This is a genomic window from Crenobacter intestini (genome assembly GCF_004919095.1).
GTDB lineage: Bacteria > Pseudomonadota > Gammaproteobacteria > Burkholderiales > Chromobacteriaceae > Craterilacuibacter > Craterilacuibacter intestini.
In genome coordinates, this window is record NZ_STGJ01000009.1 from 1 (window position 1) to 20,765 (window position 20,765).

A 20,765-nucleotide genomic window follows, 5' to 3' on the forward strand; every position below is an offset into this window, starting at 1 on the left:
TAGAGTTTGAGAAGCAATATTTCCAACGGCTCAAGAGTGTCTAGAGAAGCCGGGGCGATTCACAGTTCAACTGGGAGGCTACCTCTGCGGCCGCCCTTCGGAGCGAAATTTCGAACCAAATAGCAAAGCGCTCCGACGTCAATGGTATGCCTACCCATAAAGCGCAATATCGCTTGCTCCGGATGCAAAACCGGAGAGTCAACGCTTAATGGGAGGTCATAGATTTGAACCGGGCGTTGGGTAAGCATGGGCTTCATTTCAGGCCCTCCATCGCCTGTCCGGATAGGGCACGAAGATGGGCTGCGTAGTCCTGCACAACCTGCCGCACCAACTTCAAGTTGCTGCGGTATTGCAAATACCGGTCTGTCGTCCCTGCGGATTCATGTCCCATGCGTACCTTCACGAACTCGCGTGCCTCGTGCAGGGTTATCTCGCCCTGAGCCACTAACGACAATTGTCGGTCTGTCAAATCCATACCGAATGAGGCCCGCGTGTCGTGAAACCTGTACTTGAACGTCGAGCAGTAATGCTTCCTGATGTAAGGAATAATACGCTCAGCGATGAATTGCCTAACTCCTTGCCCCGTTTTTGAGTGCCGGAGGTCATTGTCTTCATCGAAATCTGCGGCATCGGCTTTGCTCTGATAAAGTGGTGCGCCTCGCACGCTGAGGAATAGGTACTGGTCTGTAGTGTCCCCACCCTCCGCACGACAACGACGCCGCCGAGCCCGTTCGCTCAAAGCGTAGGTACGTAGCATTTCATAAAACCACCGCGGAATATGCAGCACCATGCGTTTGTTATTCTTGGTGTCCACGCCAGTCCCCGGGCCGACAGGAAAGCGAATCTCCGATAGGTTCGGGTCGTCAAACTCAAGAACTGCATGTCGAACTCGAAACGTCAGTACAGTTTGGATACGCGCCCCGGTTACCAGGCCGAACAGATGAATAAGGGTCATTTCCGTGTTGCCTTGCGCAAGCAGGGCTTCCATCAACCATCCCTGCTCTTCGATGGTTAGCGGTCGCAAGGCCCCGCCGTCATCAATGGTTCCGGCATACGGGTCATTTTGTTTCTGGACGTTGATGCCGATATCAGTTGTCGTAATCTTCTTTAAGTAGGCCAGTCCCTTGGTGTCCTTGAGGCCGATAAACTGGTCTTGTGATTTCCAGGGCGGGTTCGCGAGTTTTAACACCCCTTCGGATTGTAGCCAGTTGTAAAAACCAATGACGCTACTCATTCGACGCTTAGCCGTGGTCACTCCAACTTTGCTATCGGCAACCGCTAGGCGCAGGTACCCGTTGTAGCGGTAGGTTGGACGGCGGAGCTTGTGTGTTGGGAAGCTAGTCCAGTCAATTTCTTCTTCATCCAGAAAGCGGCGGAACGCGGTCAAGTCATCTGCAATGCCCAAATACGTGGACATGCTGGGGTCTAGCGATTCTTCGAGTCGAGAGAGGATGTAAACATTGGCTTCAGCCCACGGGGCCCCATCCGCAGCCAGCACCACTGGATACAAATTGAAACGCGCGCCCATCCAGCGGGGTTTGCCGTCCATGCGGCTATCAGTCTCTTCTTGGAAAATACGCTGAACAAAATAATCCTGGCCACCAGGTAATTCAATACGTTGGGAACCCGGTGCTTCGATAGTTGACACCTCGGTGACAACTAGGCGAGGCAATACAATTTTTCGAGCAACAGTCATGGCATTTCTCTTAATGAGTGATTCGCCAAAGTCCATACGCCAGGAGGGGACTTCCAGAAACCTGCCTCCAAGTGATCAAGTCCTCTTGCTGAGCAAATTTTCAGCAATTGAGCACGATCACCGCCGCTAAACCTGCTGTTTTTGCCTCCGAAGCCCGCATTTTGCGAGCTCCGGACGCACTTCGGGCGTCAGAAGGCGACCACCTCGTTGTTTTTCAGCCAGCACAGCCGCTTCAGGTTGTAGGTCAGCACCTTGAGATGCAGTTGCAAGTTCGCTCGAGGCAAGCCGACGCTGCGCAGGAACTTGCCTCCCAAAGCACGCAGGCCCGCGAACGGATGCTCACCACGTGCCCGAATCCTGGCGATGCGCCGGTTACGACCGGCCTGCGTTGCGGAGAGCGCCTGTTTCGGCTTGGCCCGGCGCTGGATGTGTTGCCGCCAGCCACCCGCTTCGAGGACCGCCAGTGCGGTGTAGCCGCGATCGGCGTACAGGTCGCGGCTGGTATTGTTCCGGTCGAGCACTTTCAACAGATGGATCTGGTCGCCTTCGTTGGCCGGACTGATGTGCACGGTGCGGATCAGCTTGTAGCGGCAGTCGGTCGATGCCGACAGCTTGTAACCGAAGGTCTGCTTGCCGTGCTTCTCGGTCCAGGGGGCGTCGACATCCTTGTGCGCCAGCTTCTTGGCCGACCAGTCTTCCGGCGTTTCACCCTGCTTGATCTGTGCGTTCTCGGTCCGCCCGTTGCGCTGAGTCGGCACCGGCACCAAGGTGGCGTCGATGATCTGACCACAACGGGCCAAATAGCCTTCGACCTGCAGCTGGCGGTTCACTTCATCGAACAAGCTTGCGCCCAGGCCTGCCTGCACTAGGCGCTCGCGGAACGCCCACACCGTATTGCGGTCGGGCACCTTGCCGCTGTCGCGGATGCCGAGGAAACGCTGGAAGCTAGCGCGGTCGAGCACCTGGAATTCAAGCTGGGCATCGGACAGGTTGAACAACTGCTGGATCACCAGCAGGCGGATCATCAACTCGGTCGGGTATGGAGGCCGACCGCCAAAGTAGCGGTGCGGCCTCGGCAATGCGCGGTCGACGCTGGCCGCCAGCGCGGCAAAGTCGACATGGCGGCCCAGCGACTCCAACGGGTCACCCCGCTTGGACAGCTTGCTTACACGTTCTTCGGCGGCGAACAGACTCTTCATCGGTGCGTCTCGGTCAGTGCATGCTCAGATCATGCCAGAACGGGAGGTTTCTGGAAGTTCCCAGGATGCCGTATATCAGGGCAGAGACCGCGCCCACGCGGACACCTGTAGTCGGTCGAGGGAGGTTGAGTGGTGCGTGCCGTAGCCGCGGCGTGCGGAGCGCATAAGCCCCTCCACGCCACCCCCGAGGGGGCAGTGGCCATAGCTGGCGGGGAGCCAGGCCGATGGAAGGCAGTGTCGGAGGCGCACGGAGCACACGCGCCCCCACCACGCCACCACGAGCAAAATCGAGGGGAGTGCGTCAGGCGTGAGCAGGTGTGAATCTTGACGGGTCATGCAGGACTCCAAGACTTCGTCTTGATGACGATAGTATAGAGTCCATTTCAGCGCAACTTGCGGTTGTTGTGTATTTTCCACTACTTGCGCGTATGAATTCGTGCGCCATGGTGCCGATCGGCGTCAGGTTAAGTTCGCGGGCGAGGGCGACGTTGCTGGTGCCGCGGAACGCCTCGGGCAGTTGCCGCGCGAGCGTGGCTACCACCTCGTGCTGCCAGTCGCGCGCGAAGCGGCGGCGGGTGCCGAAGTCGGACAGTAGCAGCGGGTAGCCGTCCTCGACGCCGTCGCCATCAATAAAGGTACGCAACTGCGCGACCTTGTGAGAAAGCCTGCGTCGCCCCTCGGCGCGCACCGCCGGGCCATCGTCCTCGCGGAAATACAGCTCGCCCACGATGGCGAGCACGAAGATCTCGAAGAACATCGCCTGGATCATCGGCCCGGCGATCTCCACCTTCAGTGTGTCGCCGTCGGTGAAGACCCGCACGAAGCGGCGCTGCAGGTGGAAGAGTTCGAGGTAGTCGACGAAGTCGGGCTTGATGTAGCGCAGCGTGCGCAGGTAGGCGAGCTCGTCCGCGCTGAAGCGCAGCTGGCACAGCGCGTCGAGTTCGGCCTCGAGCGCATCTTGCAGCTGCGCGAGCGGCCGGCTGGGCGGCCTGCGGCAAACCAGTGCGTACTCGCCGTGCGCGGCGGGGAAGTGGTGCAGCACCGCCTGCAGCATGGTGAACTTGTAGAGGTCGGTGTCGAGCAGCGAAACGATGATGGGCGGGCGCATCGGCGTGTGGTCGGGGTTGCGGGCGCCCCACTATGCGCCCGCAGCCGCGCGCGCGGCAAGGTCAGCCGCTGGCGTAGACGACGAAGATCGCCGGGCGCTTGTGCAGGTTGGGCGCTTCGGCCGGCCAGTCCTTGACGGGATGGCTGACGATGGTCTGCGTCGGCAGGGTGAGGTCGCAGGCGACGGCGAGGCGGGTCGCGGGCGACAGCGTCTGGCGCAGTTGTTCGAGCAGCGCGTTGTTGCGGTACGGCGTCTCGATGAACACCTGCGTCTCGTCGAACTGGCGCGAGCGAGCCTCGAGCGCGCGGATCGCCGCGCCGCGCTCGGTGGCGTCCACCGGCAGGTAGCCCGCGAACGCGAAGCGCTGGCCGTTGGCGCCGGAGGCCATCAGCGCGAGCAGGATGGACGAGGGTCCGATCAGCGGTTCGACGCGTACGCCGCGCGCATGCGCGAGCGCGACCAGCGCGGCGCCGGGGTCGGCCACCGCCGGCGTGCCGGCTTCGGACACCAGGCCGACGTCGTGGCCGGCCAGTAGCGGCTCGAGCAGCGCGGCGACGTCGCCGGGCACGGTGTGCTCGTTGAGCGTGGCGAGGGTAAGTTCGCGGATCGGCGTGGTCACGCCCAGCGCCTTCAGGTGGCGGCGCGCGGTCTTTTCCGCCTCGACGACGAAATGGGTGAGGTGGGTGACGCGCGCGCGCTCGGGCTCGGGCAGCCACGCGGTGTTCTCGTCGCCCAGCGGGGTCGGGATCAGGTAGAGGGTGCCGGCCATCAGAGGATCTCCACGCCTTCGTTCATCAACATGTCGGTGAGCGCGAAGAGCGGCACGCCGATCAGCGCGTTGGGGTCGGTCGACTCGATGCGCGCGATCAACGCGCCGCCCAGGCCCTCGCTCATCGCCGCGCCCGCGCAGTAAAGTGCGTCCGGTTCGCGCCCGAGATAATTGCGGATCGCCGCCTCGCCAAGCTTGCGCATGGTGACGCGGGTGAGGTCGGTGTATTCCTGCACGCGGCCGCTTTGCGGGTTGTAGAGCGCGATCGCGGTATGGAATTCCAGCGTGCGCCCGGCGGTGGATTGCAGCATGGCGACCGCGTCGTCGAAGTCCCTGGGTTTGCCAAGCTGGCGGTTATCCAGCAGGGCGACCTGGTCGCCGCCGATGATCAGCGCGTGTGGGTGGCTTGCGCCGAGCGATTCGGCCTTGGTGCGCGCGAGGCGGCGCGCGGTGTCGGCGGCTTGCTCGTTTGCAAGCGGCGTCTCGTCGCAGACGGGCGCCGCGCAAATCAGGTTCAGGCCGAGCCGTTCGACGATTTCGCGGCGAAAGCGCGAGGTCGAGGCGAGGACGATGGCAGGCTGCATGTTATCGCTTGATTGCTTTGACAAATCCGGGGCCGGGATTATATCATCCTGCGTTTATGTCCAACCCTATTTTGATCGATCCGAATGCGTTCTGCCGCGAAGGCCGGACGTTAAACGGTCGCCGCCCGATCGCCGAGCTTGACGGACGCGTGCTGGAGAACCTGGCCGACGCTTCCGGCGAGGTCAGTTTCTCGGCCGAGGGTTTCGTCGATAGCCTGCGCCGTCCGTCGCTGAGGCTGACGGTGGAAACGACGGTCAACGTCGTCTGCCAGCGTTGCCTCGAGCCGATGCCGCTACAGGTGAACAGCGACGCCGTGCTGACTTTCTTCTGGAACGAGGAGAAGCTGGCCGCGGCGTGCGAAACCGACGAGACGCTCGACGCCGTGATGGCCGAAGAGATGCTCGACGTGATGGCGATGGTCGAAGACGAGATCATCATGGGCCTGCCTTTGTCGCCCAGGCACGATGCCTGCGGCGGTGAACTGCTGGAGAAGGTCAAGTCGGACAAACCCAACCCGTTTGCCGTGCTCGCCCAGCTCAAGCAGCGCAAGCCCGATTAGTTGAATTTTTTAGGAGTCAATCATGGCCGTTCAGCAGAACAAAAAATCCCCGTCCAAGCGTGGCATGCACCGCGCACACGACTTCCTGACCGCTCCGGCACTGGCTGTCGAGCCGACCACCGGCGAGCGTCATCTGCGTCACCACATCAGCCCGAACGGCTTCTACCGCGGCCGTCAGGTTGTGAAGGCCAAGGGCGAGTAATCGTCCGTTCAAGCTTTCCCTTCCTGCCATACCAATAAGGTAGCCAACTACCGAAGACGCTGATGAGTATCACCGTAGCGGTGGACGCGATGGGTGGCGATGTCGGTCTCGACGTCACCATTCCCGCGTCCATCCGGTTTCTTCAAGACCATCCCGAACACAGACTGATCCTCGTAGGGGACCTGCCGGCCATCGAAGCCAGGCTGTCCGCCTTGAGTGCCGACGCGCGCGCGCGCATCGAGCTTGTACATGCGACCCAGGTGGTCGGCATGGACGAGCCGCCGCAGCTGGCCCTCAAGAACAAGAAGGATTCGTCGATGCGGGTGGCGATCAACCAGGTCAAGGAAGGCCGGGCGCAAGCCTGCGTCTCCGCCGGGAACACCGGCGCCCTGATGGCCACCGCCCGTTTCGTCCTCAAGACGCTGCCCGGTATCGACCGGCCGGCGATCGCCAAGCTGATGCCGACCGTGAAAGGGACGAGCTGCGTGCTCGACCTGGGCGCCAACGTCGACTGCACGCCCGAGCAGCTGTTGCAGTTCGGCATCATGGGTGCCGAGCTGGTGGGCAGCCTGACCCGACGTGAACGCCCGACGGTCGGCCTGCTCAATATCGGCAGCGAGGACATCAAGGGCAACGAGACCGTCAAGCAGGCAGGCGAGCTGCTGCGCGGCTCGGCGCTCAACTTCTACGGCAATATCGAAGGTGACGACATCTACCGGGGCACCGTCGATGTCGTCGTCTGCGACGGCTTTACCGGAAACGTGGCGCTCAAGACTTCCGAGGGGCTGGCGCACATGGTTTCCGTCTTCCTGCGCGAGGAGTTCACCCGTACCTGGTGGACCCGCCTCTGTGCGCTCGCCGCGCTGCCGGTGCTCAGGCACTTCAAGGCGCGGGTCGACACCCGCCGCTACAACGGCGCAAGCCTGTTGGGGTTGCGCGGCATCGTCGTCAAGAGCCACGGCGGCACCGACGCGCTGGGATTCCGTTTCGCGCTGGAGCAGGCTTGCGAGGAAGTCGGCTCCAACGTGATTGGTCACATCGCCGACCAGGTCGCGCTGCAACTAGAAAAAATACAGCGCCCCGCGGTCGAACCGAGCACGACGCCCGAAACCCTATGACTTTTTCCCGCATTCTCGGCACCGGCAGCTACCTGCCGTCCAAGGTGCTGACCAATGCGATGCTGGCGGAACAGGTGGAGACGTCCGACGAATGGATCGTCTCCCGCACCGGTATCCGCGAGCGTCGTGTCGCCGCACCCGACCAGAAGACCAGCGACCTCGCGCTCGAGGCGGCCCGCGCCGCGCTCGACAACGCCGGGGTCGCGGCCGGCGAGATCGACCTGATCATCGTCGCCACCACCACGCCCGACATGGTGTTCCCGAGCACCGCCTGCCTGCTGCAGGAGAAGCTCGGCGTGCACGGCTGCCCGGCGTTCGACGTGCAGGCGGTGTGCGCGGGCTTCATGTACGGCCTGGTCACCGCCGACGCGTATATCCGCAGCGGCATGGCCAAGAAGGCGCTGGTCGTCGGCGCCGAGGTGCTGACCCGCATCCTCGACTGGGACGACCGGCGCACCTGCGTGCTGTTCGGCGACGGCGCCGGCGCGGTGGTGCTCGGCGCGTCCGACACCCCGGGCATCCGCCACGCCAAGCTCGCCGCCGACGGCCGCTACAAGGACATCCTGAACACGCCGGCGCAGATTTCCGGCGGCAAGATCCAGGGCATTCCCTACCTGTTCATGGACGGCCCGGCGGTGTTCAAGTTTGCCGTGAAGGCGCTGGCCGACATCGCGACGCAGACGCTGGCCGAAGCCGGCGTCGACAAGGGTGAGGTCGACTGGCTGGTGCCACACCAGGCCAACCTGCGCATCATCGAGTCGACCGCCAAGCACCTCAAGCTGCCGCTGGAGCGGGTGATCATCACCCTGCCCGAGCAGGGCAACACCTCGGCCGCGTCGATCCCGCTCGCGCTCGACACCGCGGTGCGCGACGGGCGCATCCGGCGCGGCCAGACCGTGATGCTCGAGGGCATCGGCGGCGGCTTCGCGTGGGGCGCCGTGCTGCTGACTTTCTGATGCCTGCGGCAGACTTTATCAAGGGGGTATAGCTGTGGCTTTTGCATTCGTGTTTCCCGGCCAGGGCTCGCAGAGCCTGGGTATGATGAACGGCTTCGACGGCCTGCCGGTCGTCCGCCACACCTTCGACGAGGCGTCCGAGGCGCTGGGCACCGACCTGTGGGCGATGCTTGGCGCGGAATCCGCCGACGCGATCAACGCGACCGTCAACACCCAGCCGATCATGCTGGCCGCCGGTGTCGCCACCTACCTTGCGTGGCAGGAACTGGGCGGCGTGCAGCCGTCCGCGGTCGCCGGCCACAGCCTGGGCGAGTACACCGCGCTGGTGTGCGCGGGCGCCTTGCCGTTCGCCGAGGCTATCCGCCTGGTGCGCGTGCGCGCCGAGGCGATGCAGGACGCGGTGCCCGCCGGTGTCGGCGCGATGGCCGCGATCCTCGGCCTGTCCGACGAGGACATCCGCGCCGCATGCATGGAGGCGGCCGCCGGCGAGGTGGTCGAGCCGGTCAACTTCAATTCGCCAGGCCAGGTGGTGATCGCCGGCAACCAGGCTGCGGTCGAACGCGCGATGGCGCTGTGCAAGGACAAGGGCGCCAAGCGCGCGCTGCCGCTGCCGGTGTCGGTGCCCTCGCACTGCGCGCTGATGCGCCCGGCTGCCGACAAGCTCGCCGCCGCGCTGGACGCCGTGCATATCAACCCGCCGGCCATCCCGGTGCTGCATAACGCCGACGTCGCCGCGTACAGCGACCCGGCCGCGATCCGCGACGCGCTGACCCGCCAGCTCTTCAGCCCGGTGCGCTGGACCGAGACGGTGCAGAAGCTTGCCGCCGACGGCCTGCCGCTGATGGCCGAGTGCGGCCCGGGCAAGGTGCTCGCCGGCCTGGGCAAGCGCATCGACGCGTCGGTGCGCTGCCTCGCGCTGACCGACCGCGCCGCGCTGGAAGCCGCGCGCGCCGAACTCGTCTGATTCGACAGGAGAGAGACATGAGCTTGCAAGGCAAGATTGCGCTGGTGACCGGCGCTTCGCGCGGCATCGGCGCCGCCATCGCCGACACCCTGGCGCGCGAAGGCGCGACGGTGATCGGCACCGCGACCAGCGAAGCCGGCGCGGTCGCGATCAGCGAGCGCCTGGCGCCGCTGGGCGGCTACGGCATGGAATTGAACGTCACTGCCGACAACGCGATCGAGAACCTGATCGAGGTGATCGAAAAACAACACGGCCCGCTGGCCATCCTCGTCAACAACGCGGGCATCACCCGCGACGGCCTGTTGATGCGGATGAAGGACGAAGACTGGGACGCGATCATGGACACCAACCTGAAGTCGGTGTTCAAGGCGTCCAAGGCGGTGCTGCGCGGCATGATGAAGGCGCGTGCCGGCCGTATCGTCAATATCGCGTCGGTGGTCGGCGTGATGGGCAACGCGGGCCAGGCCAACTACGCGGCCGCCAAGGCGGGCATCATCGGCTTCACCAAGTCGATGGCGCGCGAGGTCGGCAGCCGCGGCATCACCGTCAACTGCGTGGCGCCGGGCTTCATCGACACCGACATGACGCGCGCGCTGCCCGAGGCGCAACGCGATGCGCTGGTCGGCCAGATCGCGCTGGGCCGCCTGGGTGCGGCGCAGGATATTGCCGACGCGGTTGCCTTCCTGGCGTCCGACAAGGCGGCGTATATTACCGGCCAGACCCTTAACGTCAACGGTGGTATGCTGATGCCCTAATGCCGCTGTCACGGCCGGCAAAATTTTTAGTTGGGCTACTCTAATTTTTTTTTGTAGAATGCTCGGGTTTGGTTATCCCGAAACAGAAAGGCGAAGGGTTACAAATGGAAAATATCGAAGCGCGCGTCAAGAAGATCGTCGCTGAGCAGCTGGGCGTGAACGAAGCCGAAGTGAAGACCGAGTCTTCCTTTGTCGACGACCTGGGTGCTGACTCCCTTGACACCGTGGAACTGGTGATGGCCCTCGAAGAAGAGTTCGAGTGCGAGATTCCGGACGAAGACGCCGAGAAGATCACCACCGTTCAGCAGGCGATCGACTACGTCAACGCCCACCTGAACAAGTAATCCCCGCTTCCCGGATTACCGAGGCCTCTGCCGGTGCGGCTTGTCCGTGTCGCAGAGGTCTTTCAGTTTCTGCCGTCCAAACGCGTGTTTGACCGCCGGGCGGCAACCCGGCCGCGTGCTGAGCGGCCCCTTCCTTCAGAATCATGGAGACACCTGTGTCAAAACGCAGAGTCGTAGTCACCGGCCTCGGGCATGTCGCCCCGGTCGGCAACGATGTCGCCAGCGGCTGGGCCAATCTCCTGGCCGGCAAGAGCGGCATCTCCCGCATCACCCGTTTCGACCCGTCGGACCTCGCGTGCCAGATCGCCGGCGAAGTCCGCGATTTCGACGTGACGCAGTTCATCCCGGCCAAGGAAGCGCGCCGGATGGATAGTTTCATCCACTACGGCGTCGTCGCCGCCTTGCAGGCGATCGCCGACGCGGGGCTGGACGACGTCGCCAGCCTCGACAAGACGCGGGTCGGCGTCAATATCGGCTCCGGCATCGGCGGCCTGCCGCTGATCGAGGACACCGGTGTCGCGCTGCAGGAAGGCGGCCCGCGCAAGATCGGCCCGTTCTTCATCCCGGGTTCGCTGATCAACATGATCGCCGGCCACGTGTCGATCATGAAGGGTTACCAGGGGCCGAGCTACGGCATCGTCTCCGCGTGTACCACCGGCGCGCACTGCATCGGCGATGCGGCACGGGTGATCCAGTACGGTGACGCCGACGTGATGGTCGCCGGTGGCGCCGAATGTGCGATCGCGCGGCTGGGCATCGGCGGCTTTGCCGCGATGAAGGCGCTGTCGACCCGCAACGACGACCCGGCGACCGCCTCGCGTCCGTGGGACAAGGGCCGCGACGGCTTCGTGATGGGCGAGGGCGCCGGCGTGCTGGTGCTCGAGGAGTACGAACACGCGCTCAAGCGCGGCGCGACCATCTACGCCGAGCTCGCCGGCTTCGGCATGAGCTCGGACGCGCACCACATCACCGCGCCGAACGCCGAGGGCCCGGCGCGCGGCGTGACCAACGCGCTGCGCGACGCGCGCATCAACGCGGACGAAGTTGACTACGTGAACGCGCACGGCACCTCGACCCCGCTGGGCGACGCCAACGAGACCAACGCGCTGAAGATCGCCTTCGGCGAGCACGCCAGGAAACTCGCGGTCAACTCGACCAAGTCGATGACCGGCCACCTGCTGGGCGGCGCCGGCGGCGTCGAGGCGCTGTATTCGGTGCTGGCGATCCACCACCAGGTGTCGCCGCCGACCATCAACCTGTTCGAACAGGACGTCGAAGGCGGTTGCGACCTCGACTACGTCGCCAATACCGCGCGCGAGATGAAGATCGACGTCGCGATCTCCAACTCCTTCGGCTTCGGTGGCACCAACGGCACGCTGGTGTTCCGCAAGGTCTGAACCTGCGAAGCTTGACGACACAAACCGCTGCGATACACTCGCGGCGGTTTTCTTTTGTCCGTTTCCATGCCGCCATGCCCGTCCGCCTGCTGCCTGCCGCGCCCGACCTGATCGCGCTTCATGCGTCCGACCCCGCCCGTTTTCCCGCCCTGCTGCAATCGAGCGCCGACGCGGGCTGGGACATCCTGTTTGCCCTGCCTGAGGCGCGGCGCGTCTACGGCGCGCTTGACGGCGCAAGCTTTGCCAGCGACCTGCGCGCGCTTGAATGCACGGGGCCGGCACCTGAGGCCGGCCTGCCGTTCGGCGGCGGCTGGGTCGCCTACCTGGGCTACGAGCTGCTTACCGAGTTCGAGCCCAAGGTCGGGCCGTCGTTGCCGGACGACTTTCCGCTGGGGGCGCTGGAGCGGGTGCCGGCGGCCGTCGAAGTGAACCGCGCAAGCGGCGAGGCGTGGCTGTTCGCCGAGACCGACGCGCAGCTGGACGCGCTCGCCGCACGGGTCGCCGCGGGCGGCGTATTCGACACGCGGCCGGTGGCGCTCGAGACCCTCGCCGAAGACGAGCCGACCCGCTACACCGACGCGGTGGCGCGCATCAAAAACTATATCCGCGAAGGCGACGTGTTCCAGGTCAATATCTCGCGCGGCTGGCGGGCGGAACTGGCGGGCGACGCACGCCCGGTCGACGTGTTTGCCGCGCTGCGCCGCGCCAACCCGGCACCCTTTTCGGCGCTGATGGACCTGGGCGACGCGCAGATCGTCAGCTCTTCGCCCGAGCGGCTGGTCGAGGTGCGGGACGGCTGGATCAACACCCGCCCGATCGCCGGCACCCATCCGCGCGCGGCGGACGCGGCGGAGGATGCCGCGCTGAAGGCCAGGTTGATCGCGAGCACCAAGGAGCGTGCCGAGCATGTGATGCTGGTCGACCTCGAACGCAACGACCTCGGGCGGGTGTGCGAGCCGGGCAGCGTGGAAGTGAGCGAACTGATGGCGGTGGCGAGCTACGCCTACGTCCACCATATCGAGTCGACCGTGCGCGGGCGCCTGCGTGCGGGCGTCCATCCGGCAGACGTGCTGCGCGCGCTGTTCCCGGGCGGCACCATCACCGGCTGCCCCAAGGTGCGCACCATGCAGATCATCCGCGAACTCGAGCGCGACGCACGCCGCGCGTACACCGGCAGCCTCGGCTACATCAACCGGGACGGCACCCTGGACTTCAACATCCTGATCCGCACCATCATGCAGCAGGGGCAGATCCTGCGCTTCAGGGCGGGGGGCGGCATCGTCGCCGACTCCGACCCCGCGCGCGAACTCGAAGAGACCCGCCACAAGGCGCGCGGCCTGCTGCGCGCGCTGGGCGTGGCGCTCGCCTGATGGCGGTGCGCGTCAACGGCCGCGCGGCCGAAACGCTGCCAGTCGCCGACCGCGGCCTCGCCTACGGTGACGGCATCTTCCGCACGGTCGAACTTCTGCACGGCGTGCCGCGGCTGTGGCGCTGGCACTGGCAGCGCTTCATGGCCGATTGCGCGACACTTGCGCTGCCCTTGCCTGACGAGGCCCTGCTGCTGGACGAACTCGCGCGCGCGGCGGAAGGCTTGCCGCGTGCCGTCGCCAAGCTCACGCTGACCCGCGGCGCAGGCGCGCGCGGCTACGCGATGCCGCTGGACGCCACGCCGACGCTGGTGGTCGCCGCGTCGCCGTGGGCGGGCTACCCGGCGGAACTTGCCACCGACGGGGTTAACGCGCGCTGGTGCGCGCTCAGGCTCGCGCGCCAGCCGCGCTTGGCCGGTGCCAAGCACCTGAACCGGCTGGAGAACGTGCTTGCGCGTTCGGAGTGGTCAGACCCCGCCATCCGCGAGGGGCTGCTGCTCGACAGCGAAGGCTGGGTGGTCGAGGGCACCATGATGAATGTGGTGCTGGTGTCGGGCGGGCGGGTGTTGACGCCGCTGCTCGATGGGTGCGGGGTCAGCGGCGCGCTGCGCGCGTGGCTCGCCGACTGGCTGCCCACGCAAGGCTTGGCGCTGGAGGAGGCGCGGCTGCGCCCCGAAGACGTGCTGGGTGCCGACGAGGTGTGGCTCGTCAATTCGCTGGCCGGCGTGTGGCCCGTCGCGGCTCTGGGCGGGCAGCGCTGGCAGGACTTCCCGCTCGCCCGCCGCGCGCAGGTGGCGCTCGCCTCAATCTGAATCGGGGTAGGGTGCAAACCACTCGTGGTGGCGCGCGCCCAGTCTTGCGCTAAGTGAGGCTTCTGCCAGGGCCCCGGCCAGCGCCGTGTCGAACGCGCGCGGGTCGGCGAGCCCCTCATACACTTCCATCCAGGTTTCGCCCTTGGCGTCGCGCCTCGCGAGCAATTGCCCGCGCACGCCGTATTGCACGGCGAGCGCCGTCTGCAGCGCACGCACCTCGCGCGCCAGCGCGGCGGAGGGCGCCGGCGGCCGGTAGTAGACGTACAGGCTCGCCTTGCTGTCTTGCACCAGTAATTCGCTTATCATGTTGCCTCGTGCCGGCCGGATGGGCCGGGCTCAGGGTAAGGGGAGGGTGGCAGTGCAGGCAAGCATCGACACACTGGTGGTGGTCGGCGTCGGGCTGATTGGCGGATCGTTCGCGCTGGCGTTGCGGCGTGCCGGCCGCGTGCGCCACGTGATCGGTGTCGGCCGCTCGCTTGCCAACATGCAGCGCGCGCTCGAACTGGGGGTGGTCGACGAGGTCAGCACCGAGCTGGGGGACGCCTGCGCGCGGGCGGGTATGGTGCTACTTGCAACGCCGGTCGGGCAGATGGGGGCCTTGTTCGGCGCGATGGCGCCTAGGCTTCCCGAGCATACCATTGTCACCGACGCGGGCAGTACCAAGGGCGACGTCGCGCTGTTGATGCGCGAGCACCTGCCGGGGCATCTGGCGCGTTGCGTGCCGGCGCACCCGATCGCCGGTTCCGACCTCTCCGGCGCCGCCGCCGCGCAGTTCGGCCTGTACGAAGGGCGGCGCGTGGTGCTCACCCCCTTGCCGGAATCCGACGACGACGCGGTGGCTACGGTGCGCGGGCTGTGGCAGGCGTGCGGCGCCGACGTGCACGAGATGGGCGCGCACGAGCACGACAGCGTGTTCGCCAGCGTCAGCCACCTGCCGCATTTGCTGGCGTTCGCCTACGTGGAGCGGATCGCCGCGCGGAGCGACGCCGAGCGCCGCTTCGACTTCGCGGCGACCGGCTTTCGCGATTTCACACGCATTGCAGGCTCGCACCCGGAGATGTGGCGCGACATCGCGCTGGCCAACCGCGACGCCCTGCTCGGTGAACTGGACGACTACATGGCGGGGCTCGCCCGCCTGCGCGGCCAGCTGGCCGGGGCAGACGGCGAGGCGATGCAGCGCACCTTCGAGCGGGCACGCGACGCGCGCACCCGCTGGTACCAGCGTTTCCTGCGCGGCCAGTAGTCAGTCGGGCCGCTCGCGCCCGGCCATGCGGGTCAGCGTGTCGTCCTTGAGCCGCCAGTGGTGCCATAGCGCGGCGGCGACATGCAGCACGGCCAGCCAGAACACGGTGCCGCCCAGCGTGCCGTGGATTTCCTTGAGGTTGTGCGACAGCGCGTCGTCGACGCCGAACAGCTGCGGCAGCGACAGGCCGAAGAAGTGCACGGTCGCGTCGCCCGCCTGCAGCGACCACAGCCCGAACAGCGGCGTGATCAGCAGCAGCGCGTACAGCGTCCAGTGGGTGACGTGCGCGAGCAGCATGTCGAGCCGGGTCGGCGTCGGGCTGATGTCGGGGACGCGGCTGCCCAGCCGCCACACGAGCCGCGGCACGGTCAGCAGGAAGACCAGGATGCCGAAGCTGATGTGCCACTGCCAGATCTCGACGCGCGCCTCGGACTGCTTGTCGAAGAGTTCGCGTAGCTGTGTCATCGCGAGGACGACCAGTAGGGCGGCGAAGGTCAGCCAGTGAAAGGCACGGGCGACAGACCCGTAGCTGCGGCGGCTATTGAAGAGCATGGCGAGCTTTCCTGTTTTATCCAATTGGCCTTTCCAGTAAAGCAGCCCGCCCTCCGTTTTGTTTCAGCTTTTTGCGTGTGCGGCGCGGATCACGCCTGCCTTGTCGGCGCCTTGCCAGTGCCCGGGCTTGACGAGCTTGCCGTGGGCGTCGCGGCCTGAAGCGCACTTGGCGAGGTTGGCCGCGTGGATGGCGTCGAACATCGCCTCCAGCGGCAGCCCCTGCGCGATCAGCAGCCCGGAGACGACGTTGAGCAGGTCGACCCCTTCCGCGCACAGTTCGGCTTGCGCGTGCACGAGCGCGTCTGCGTCGTGGACGTCGGCCTGGCGGTACGCGGCAAGCGCGCGGGAAAACTCGCCGAGCTCCTCGGCGAGCATGGCTTCCCATTGCGCGAGCGCTGCAGGTTCGTGCCGGGGGCGCGCCGGCGCCGGGTCGCCTGCCTCGCACATCAGGGCGCGCCGCTTGCCGAAGAAGTCGCTCATCGCGCGGGGGCGTCGGCCCCGTGCGTGAGGCTGGCCAGCGAGTCGAAGTAGCCGGGGAAGGTCTTGCCGACGCAGCCGGGGTCGTTGATGGTGACCGGCGTGCCCATCAGCGAGACCAGCGAGAAGCACATCGCCATGCGGTGGTCGTCGTAGGTGTCGATGCGGGCATTCGGCGTCAGCGCCGCGGGCGGGGTGACGCGAAGATAGTCCCGGCCTTCCTCGACCGTCGCGCCGACCTTGCGCAGTTCGGTCGCCATCGCGCTTAAGCGGTCGGTCTCCTTGACGCGCCAGCTCTCGATATTGCGGATAGTGGTCGTGCCTTTGGCGGCGAGCGCAGCCACCGCGATGGTCATCGCCGCGTCCGGGATATGGTTGAGGTCGACGTCGACCGCGGTCAGCGGCCCGTTCGCCTCGGCCTCGATCCAGTTCTCGCCCATGCGGATGGTCGCGCCCATCGCTGCGAGCACTTCGGCAAAGCGCACGTCGCCCTGGATGCTGCCCCGGCCGACCCCTTCCACGCGCACCGGCCCGCCGGCGATCGCGCCGGCGGCAAGGAAGTACGACGCGCTGGAGGCGTCGCCCTCGACGTGGATCACGCCCGGGCTCCTGTAGCCTTGGCCGGCAGCGATATGGAAGCGCTGCCAGCCGTCACGGCTGACGGTCACGCCGAAACGCGCCATCAGTTTGAGCGTGATCTCGATATACGGCTTGGAGATCAGCTCGCCGACCACCTCGACGGTCGCCGCCTGACTGGTCAGGGGCAGCGCCATCAGCAAGGCGGTCAGGAACTGGCTGGAGACGTTGCCGCGGATCGGGATCACCGCGCCGGTCCTGACGGTGGCCGGCGCGATCGACAGCGGCGGGTAGCCCGGCACGCCCTCGTAGCGGATCGCCGCACCGGCGCCGGCCAGAGCGTCGACGAGGTCGCCGATCGGGCGCTCGTGCATGCGCGGCACGCCAGAGAGTCGGTAGTGGCCGTCCATCAGCGCGAGCGCCGCCGTCAGTGGACGGAAGGCGGTGCCGGCGTTGCCGAGGAACAGGTCGGCCTCGCGCGCGGGGAAGCGGCCGCCCGAGCCCGTCACCACGAAGTCGCGGCTGTCGCCCTCGCGGCGCACGGTCACCCCGAGCTTGTCGAGCGCCTCGAGCATGCGGCTGACGTCGTCGGCGTCCAGGAGGCCACAGACGCGGGTGTCGCCGGCAGACAAGGCCGCGAGCAGCAAGGTGCGGTTGGAGATGCTTTTCGAGCCGGGCAGGGTCAGGCTGCCGCTGGCGCGGGTCGAGGGGGGCAGGGCGAGTTGTTCCATGGTTGGCCTTGGTCGTTGGGGCAGCCAGGCACCTTAACTGCCTGAGCTATCAGGAAAATGTGGCTTTACGGGGCGGCGCTGGGCTAGAATCCGCGCTTTCGGTTAAGTCTGGCCGGGCGTTGCACGCGCGCGGCCGCAGGAAAGAAATTAAACGACATGACGATTGCTGTCATCACCATCGACGGCCCTTCCGCCTCCGGCAAGGGCACCGTCGCCGCCCGCGTCGCCCGGTTGCTGGGCTTTGCCTACCTCGATTCGGGCGCGCTCTACCGGCTGACCGCGCTGCACGCGAAGCGCGGCGGCGTGGGCTGGGACGACGAGGCGTCCGTCGCCGCGCTCGCACGCGCGCTGCCGGCCGAGTTCCGCGACGACGCGGTGTTCCTGGCCGGCGAGTGCGTCGAAGCCGAGATCCGCAGCGAAGAGATCGGCATGGGCGCCTCGGCGATCGCCGCCTTGCCCGCGGTGCGCGCCGCGCTGCTCGAGCGCCAGCGCGCGTACCGCCAGGCGCCCGGTCTGGTCACCGACGGACGCGACATGGGTTCGGTGGTTTTCCCCGACGCGACGCTCAAGGTGTTCCTGACCGCGGGGGCCGACGTACGCGCCGACCGTCGCTATAAACAGTTGATAAGCAAGGGAGATTCTGCTAACCTCCCGCGCATTCTGCAGGACATCCACGAGCGTGACGCGCGTGACGCGGCCCGCACTGTGGCGCCCTTGCGGCAGGAGCCGGATGCCCGACTCCTCGATACCAGCGACATGACTGTCGATGCGGCGGTCGAATCCGTGCTCGCGTGGTACCGGGAAGCCTTGGCCTCCGGCCATTGATTTTTTGCAGGACCCGTCCGGCGCTGCCGGGCGTTTTTGATCAACCCTAACCCCGCTTGCCGCAAGGCACGCACGTGTGAGTATTCTTACATGACTACCCTCGAAATGAACTTTGCCCAACTGTTCGAAGAATCCCTGGCCCTCCAGGAAATGCGCGTTGGCGAAGTGATCACTGCTGAAGTCGTCGGCATTGATTCCAACTTTGTAACCGTGAACGCCGGCCTCAAGTCCGAGTCCCTGGTTCCGGTCGAAGAATTCAAGAACGATAACGGCGAAGTCGAAGTCAAGATCGGTGACTTCGTGACCGTCGCGATCGACGCTATCGAAAACGGTTTCGGCGAAACCAAGCTGTCCCGCGAGAAGGCCAAGCGCCTGGCCGCCTGGATCGAGCTGGAAGAAGCCCTGGAAGCCGGCAAGATCCTGTCCGGCGTGATCAGCGGCAAGGTGAAGGGTGGTCTGACCGTGATGGTCAACGGCATCCGCGCCTTCCTGCCGGGTTCCCTCGTCGACGTGCGTCCGGTCAAGGACACCACCCCGTACGAAGGCAAGCAAGTCGAATTCAAGGTCATCAAGCTCGACCGCAAGCGCAACAACGTCGTTGTTTCGCGCCGCGCCGTGCTGGAAGAGACCCTGGGCGAAGAGCGCAAGGCGCTGCTGGAGACCCTGCGCGAAGGCGTCGTGGTCAAGGGCATCGTCAAGAACATCACCGACTACGGTGCGTTCGTTGACCTGGGCGGTATCGACGGCCTGCTGCACATCACCGACCTGGCATGGCGCCGCGTCAAGCACCCGTCCGAGGTGCTGGCCGTTGGCGACGAAGTCGAAGCCAAGGTCCTCAAGTTCGACCAGGAAAAGAACCGCGTCTCGCTGGGCCTCAAGCAGCTGGGCGAAGATCCGTGGGTGGGCCTGTCGCGCCGCTACCCGTCCGGCACCCGTCTGTTCGGCAAGGTGACCAACCTGACCGACTACGGCGCGTTCGTCGAGATCGAACAGGGTATCGAAGGCCTGGTGCACGTGTCCGAGATGGACTGGACCAACAAGAACGTTCACCCGTCCAAGGTGGTTCAGGTTGGCGACGAAGTCGAAGTCATGATCCTCGAGATCGACGAAGACCGCCGCCGCATCTCGCTGGGCATGAAGCAGTGCATGGCCAACCCGTGGGAAGAGTTCGAGCAGAACTACAAGAAGGGCGACAAGATCAGCGGCGCCATCAAGTCGATCACCGACTTCGGCGTGTTTGTCGGCCTGCCGGGCGGCATCGACGGTCTGGTTCACCTGTCCGACCTGTCCTGGACCGAAGCCAGCGAAGAAGCTGTGCGCAAGTTCAAGAAGGGTGACGAGGTCGAGGCAGTCGTCCTGTCGATCGACGTTGAGAAGGAACGCATCTCGCTGGGCATCAAGCAGCTGGAAGGCGATCCGTTCAACAACTTCGTCGCGATGAACGACAAGGGCGCCCTGGTCAAGGGTACCGTCAAGACCATCGATGCCAAGGGCGCCGTGATCGCTCTGGACAGCGAAGTCGAAGGCTACCTGCGCGCTTCCGAAGTCTCGCGTGACCGTGTCGAAGACATGCGCACCGTGATGAAGGAAGGTGACGAAGTCGAAGCGCTGATCATCGGCGTGGACCGCAAGTCCCGTTCGATCAGCCTGTCGATCAAGGCCAAGGACGCTGCTGATGAGACCGCAGCAATGCGCAACCTGAGCACCGCTTCCGACGCCAACGTCAGCGCCGGCACCACCAGCCTGGGCGCGCTGCTCAAGGCGAAGCTGTCGGGCGGCAACAACGAATAAGTTGCGCCATGACCAAGTCTGAGCTGATTGCGAAGCTGTCCGAACGTTATCCTCAGTTGGTCGCCAAAGACGCTGAGCTGGCCGTCAAAACCATTCTGGATGCGATGGCCGGCAGCCTGGCGCAGGGACAGCGGATCGAAATCCGCGGTTTCGGCAGTTTCGACTTGAACTACCGACCGCCGCGGATCGGCCGCAACCCGAAGTCGGGCACCAGCGTCGCCGTTCCTGAGAAATACGTGCCTCATTTCAAGGCAGGCAAGGAATTGCGCGAGCGGGTCGACCTTGTCCCCAGCGGGGACTGAGCCGTTCGGTCGCTTATCAAACAAGACGCTGTCCATCCGGGCAGCGTTTTTTGTTGCCCGCCGTGGGCGCTCGCCGCCGTTTCGTTTAAACTTCGGGCCTTGAACCGTCGCGAGAGGGCATCATGCGCTATATCGTCCGTCTGCTCGAAGTCGTCCTGCTGTTGGTGCTGGTTGCCGTCACCGTGCAGAACAGCGCCATTGTGGAGTTCAAGCTGTTCTTCGGACACGCGTTCCAGGCGCCGCTGATCCTGTTCCTGCTGATCTTCTTCGTCGCCGGCGCGGCCATCGGCCTGCTTTCGACCTTTTCCTACTATCTGCGCGTCCGCCGCGAGCTGTCGCAGCTGAAAAAAGAGCTGCGTACCCGGCCTGTCGGGCGCGTCGACGCCGACCCCAGCGACGCGCTGGCGGACTGAGGCGTCTTTTTGACTGACCGGGGT

24 protein-coding genes are annotated in these 20,765 nt (G+C 65.6%); 15 read left to right on the forward strand and 9 right to left on the reverse strand.

All coding sequences use genetic code 11. From position 1 onward, the window contains the following. Positions 1-253: 253 nt before the first annotated feature. The 5 genes from E5K04_RS08920 to E5K04_RS08940 form a co-directional block, all read right to left on the reverse strand. Complete coding sequence (locus E5K04_RS08920) at positions 254-1,696, reverse strand: integrase (protein WP_136553172.1); 1,443 nt, start codon at positions 1,694-1,696, stop codon at positions 254-256. A 188-nt stretch (positions 1,697-1,884) separates the two neighbouring features. Then, the gene (locus E5K04_RS08925; RefSeq protein WP_136553174.1) at positions 1,885-2,895 is read right to left on the reverse strand and encodes an IS5 family transposase; all 1,011 of its coding nucleotides are present in this window, start codon (positions 2,893-2,895) and stop codon (positions 1,885-1,887) included. Positions 2,896-3,196: 301 nt separating this feature from the next. Further along, positions 3,197-4,003, reverse strand: coding sequence for a beta/alpha barrel domain-containing protein (locus tag E5K04_RS08930; RefSeq protein ID WP_136553176.1), 807 nt, complete (start codon positions 4,001-4,003; stop codon positions 3,197-3,199). Between the two features lie 61 nt (positions 4,004-4,064). Further along, entirely contained in the window at positions 4,065-4,772 is a 708-nt protein-coding gene (locus E5K04_RS08935; RefSeq protein ID WP_136553178.1) for an SAM-dependent methyltransferase, read from the reverse strand. Further along, positions 4,772-5,356: a Maf family protein gene (locus tag E5K04_RS08940; protein WP_136553180.1), complete on the reverse strand. Its 585-nt coding sequence runs from the start codon at positions 5,354-5,356 to the stop codon at positions 4,772-4,774. Before E5K04_RS08940 ends, E5K04_RS08935 begins: the two co-directional genes overlap by 1 nt. A 56-nt stretch (positions 5,357-5,412) precedes the next feature. Between E5K04_RS08940 and E5K04_RS08945 the strand changes: the two genes are divergently transcribed. From E5K04_RS08945 to pabC, 10 genes are all read left to right on the forward strand, one after another. Further along, positions 5,413-5,916 (forward strand): YceD family protein, encoded by a 504-nt coding sequence (locus E5K04_RS08945; RefSeq protein ID WP_136553182.1) that lies wholly within the window; start codon positions 5,413-5,415, stop codon positions 5,914-5,916. A 22-nt stretch (positions 5,917-5,938) separates the two neighbouring features. Next, the gene (rpmF, locus tag E5K04_RS08950; RefSeq protein WP_136553184.1) at positions 5,939-6,118 is read left to right on the forward strand and encodes a 50S ribosomal protein L32; all 180 of its coding nucleotides are present in this window, start codon (positions 5,939-5,941) and stop codon (positions 6,116-6,118) included. A 62-nt stretch (positions 6,119-6,180) separates the two neighbouring features. After that, positions 6,181-7,236, forward strand: coding sequence for a phosphate acyltransferase PlsX (plsX, locus tag E5K04_RS08955; RefSeq protein ID WP_136553186.1), 1,056 nt, complete (start codon positions 6,181-6,183; stop codon positions 7,234-7,236). Then, positions 7,233-8,192, forward strand: a complete 960-nt coding sequence (locus E5K04_RS08960) for a beta-ketoacyl-ACP synthase III (RefSeq protein WP_136553188.1) — start codon at positions 7,233-7,235, stop codon at positions 8,190-8,192. The genes plsX and E5K04_RS08960 overlap by 4 nt, the downstream gene beginning before the upstream one ends. A gap of 34 nt (positions 8,193-8,226) precedes the next feature. Beyond that, the gene (gene fabD / locus E5K04_RS08965; protein WP_136553190.1) at positions 8,227-9,156 is read left to right on the forward strand and encodes an ACP S-malonyltransferase; all 930 of its coding nucleotides are present in this window, start codon (positions 8,227-8,229) and stop codon (positions 9,154-9,156) included. Between the two features lie 17 nt (positions 9,157-9,173). Next, positions 9,174-9,911, forward strand: a complete 738-nt coding sequence (fabG, locus tag E5K04_RS08970; protein WP_136553192.1) for a 3-oxoacyl-ACP reductase FabG — start codon at positions 9,174-9,176, stop codon at positions 9,909-9,911. 104 nt (positions 9,912-10,015) lie between these two features. Beyond that, positions 10,016-10,255, forward strand: coding sequence for an acyl carrier protein (gene acpP / locus E5K04_RS08975; RefSeq protein ID WP_136553194.1), 240 nt, complete (start codon positions 10,016-10,018; stop codon positions 10,253-10,255). Between the two features lie 155 nt (positions 10,256-10,410). Then, on the forward strand, positions 10,411-11,652 hold the full coding sequence (gene fabF, locus E5K04_RS08980; RefSeq protein ID WP_136553196.1) for a beta-ketoacyl-ACP synthase II: 1,242 nt from the start codon (positions 10,411-10,413) through the stop codon (positions 11,650-11,652). Positions 11,653-11,726: 74 nt separating this feature from the next. Continuing rightward, positions 11,727-13,022, forward strand: a complete 1,296-nt coding sequence (locus tag E5K04_RS08985) for an aminodeoxychorismate synthase component I (protein WP_136553198.1) — start codon at positions 11,727-11,729, stop codon at positions 13,020-13,022. Further along, positions 13,022-13,831: an aminodeoxychorismate lyase gene (gene pabC / locus E5K04_RS08990; protein WP_136553200.1), complete on the forward strand. Its 810-nt coding sequence runs from the start codon at positions 13,022-13,024 to the stop codon at positions 13,829-13,831. Before E5K04_RS08985 ends, pabC begins: the two co-directional genes overlap by 1 nt. Here pabC and E5K04_RS08995 read toward each other — a convergent pair. Continuing rightward, the gene (locus E5K04_RS08995) at positions 13,823-14,137 is read right to left on the reverse strand and encodes a DUF4936 family protein (protein ID WP_136553202.1); all 315 of its coding nucleotides are present in this window, start codon (positions 14,135-14,137) and stop codon (positions 13,823-13,825) included. The two genes, pabC and E5K04_RS08995, sit on opposite strands and share 9 nt — an antisense overlap. 52 nt (positions 14,138-14,189) lie before the next feature. Here E5K04_RS08995 and E5K04_RS09000 point away from each other — a divergent pair, with 52 nt between their 5' ends. Next, positions 14,190-15,074, forward strand: coding sequence for a prephenate dehydrogenase (locus tag E5K04_RS09000; protein ID WP_136553204.1), 885 nt, complete (start codon positions 14,190-14,192; stop codon positions 15,072-15,074). On the opposite strand, the gene E5K04_RS09005 is transcribed toward E5K04_RS09000, so the two are convergent. The 3 genes from E5K04_RS09005 to aroA form a co-directional block, all read right to left on the reverse strand. Then, positions 15,075-15,626 (reverse strand): cytochrome b, encoded by a 552-nt coding sequence (locus tag E5K04_RS09005; RefSeq protein WP_136553206.1) that lies wholly within the window; start codon positions 15,624-15,626, stop codon positions 15,075-15,077. A 63-nt stretch (positions 15,627-15,689) separates the two neighbouring features. Continuing rightward, the gene (locus E5K04_RS09010; RefSeq protein ID WP_136553209.1) at positions 15,690-16,106 is read right to left on the reverse strand and encodes a nucleoside triphosphate pyrophosphohydrolase family protein; all 417 of its coding nucleotides are present in this window, start codon (positions 16,104-16,106) and stop codon (positions 15,690-15,692) included. After that, positions 16,103-17,410, reverse strand: coding sequence for a 3-phosphoshikimate 1-carboxyvinyltransferase (aroA, locus tag E5K04_RS09015; protein ID WP_136553212.1), 1,308 nt, complete (start codon positions 17,408-17,410; stop codon positions 16,103-16,105). Before aroA ends, E5K04_RS09010 begins: the two co-directional genes overlap by 4 nt. A gap of 156 nt (positions 17,411-17,566) precedes the next feature. Here aroA and cmk point away from each other — a divergent pair, with 156 nt between their 5' ends. The 4 genes from cmk (at position 17,567) to E5K04_RS09035 (ending at position 20,741) form a co-directional block, all read left to right on the forward strand. Beyond that, a complete protein-coding gene (gene cmk, locus E5K04_RS09020; protein ID WP_136553214.1) occupies positions 17,567-18,235 on the forward strand; it encodes a (d)CMP kinase in 669 nt (222 codons plus the stop codon). Between the two features lie 90 nt (positions 18,236-18,325). Beyond that, a complete protein-coding gene (rpsA, locus tag E5K04_RS09025; protein ID WP_136553216.1) occupies positions 18,326-20,026 on the forward strand; it encodes a 30S ribosomal protein S1 in 1,701 nt (566 codons plus the stop codon). Between the two features lie 8 nt (positions 20,027-20,034). Beyond that, entirely contained in the window at positions 20,035-20,328 is a 294-nt protein-coding gene (locus E5K04_RS09030) for an integration host factor subunit beta (protein WP_136553218.1), read from the forward strand. A 122-nt stretch (positions 20,329-20,450) separates the two neighbouring features. Beyond that, positions 20,451-20,741, forward strand: a complete 291-nt coding sequence (locus E5K04_RS09035) for a LapA family protein (RefSeq protein ID WP_136553220.1) — start codon at positions 20,451-20,453, stop codon at positions 20,739-20,741. The last annotated feature ends 24 nt before the right edge of the window (positions 20,742-20,765 follow it).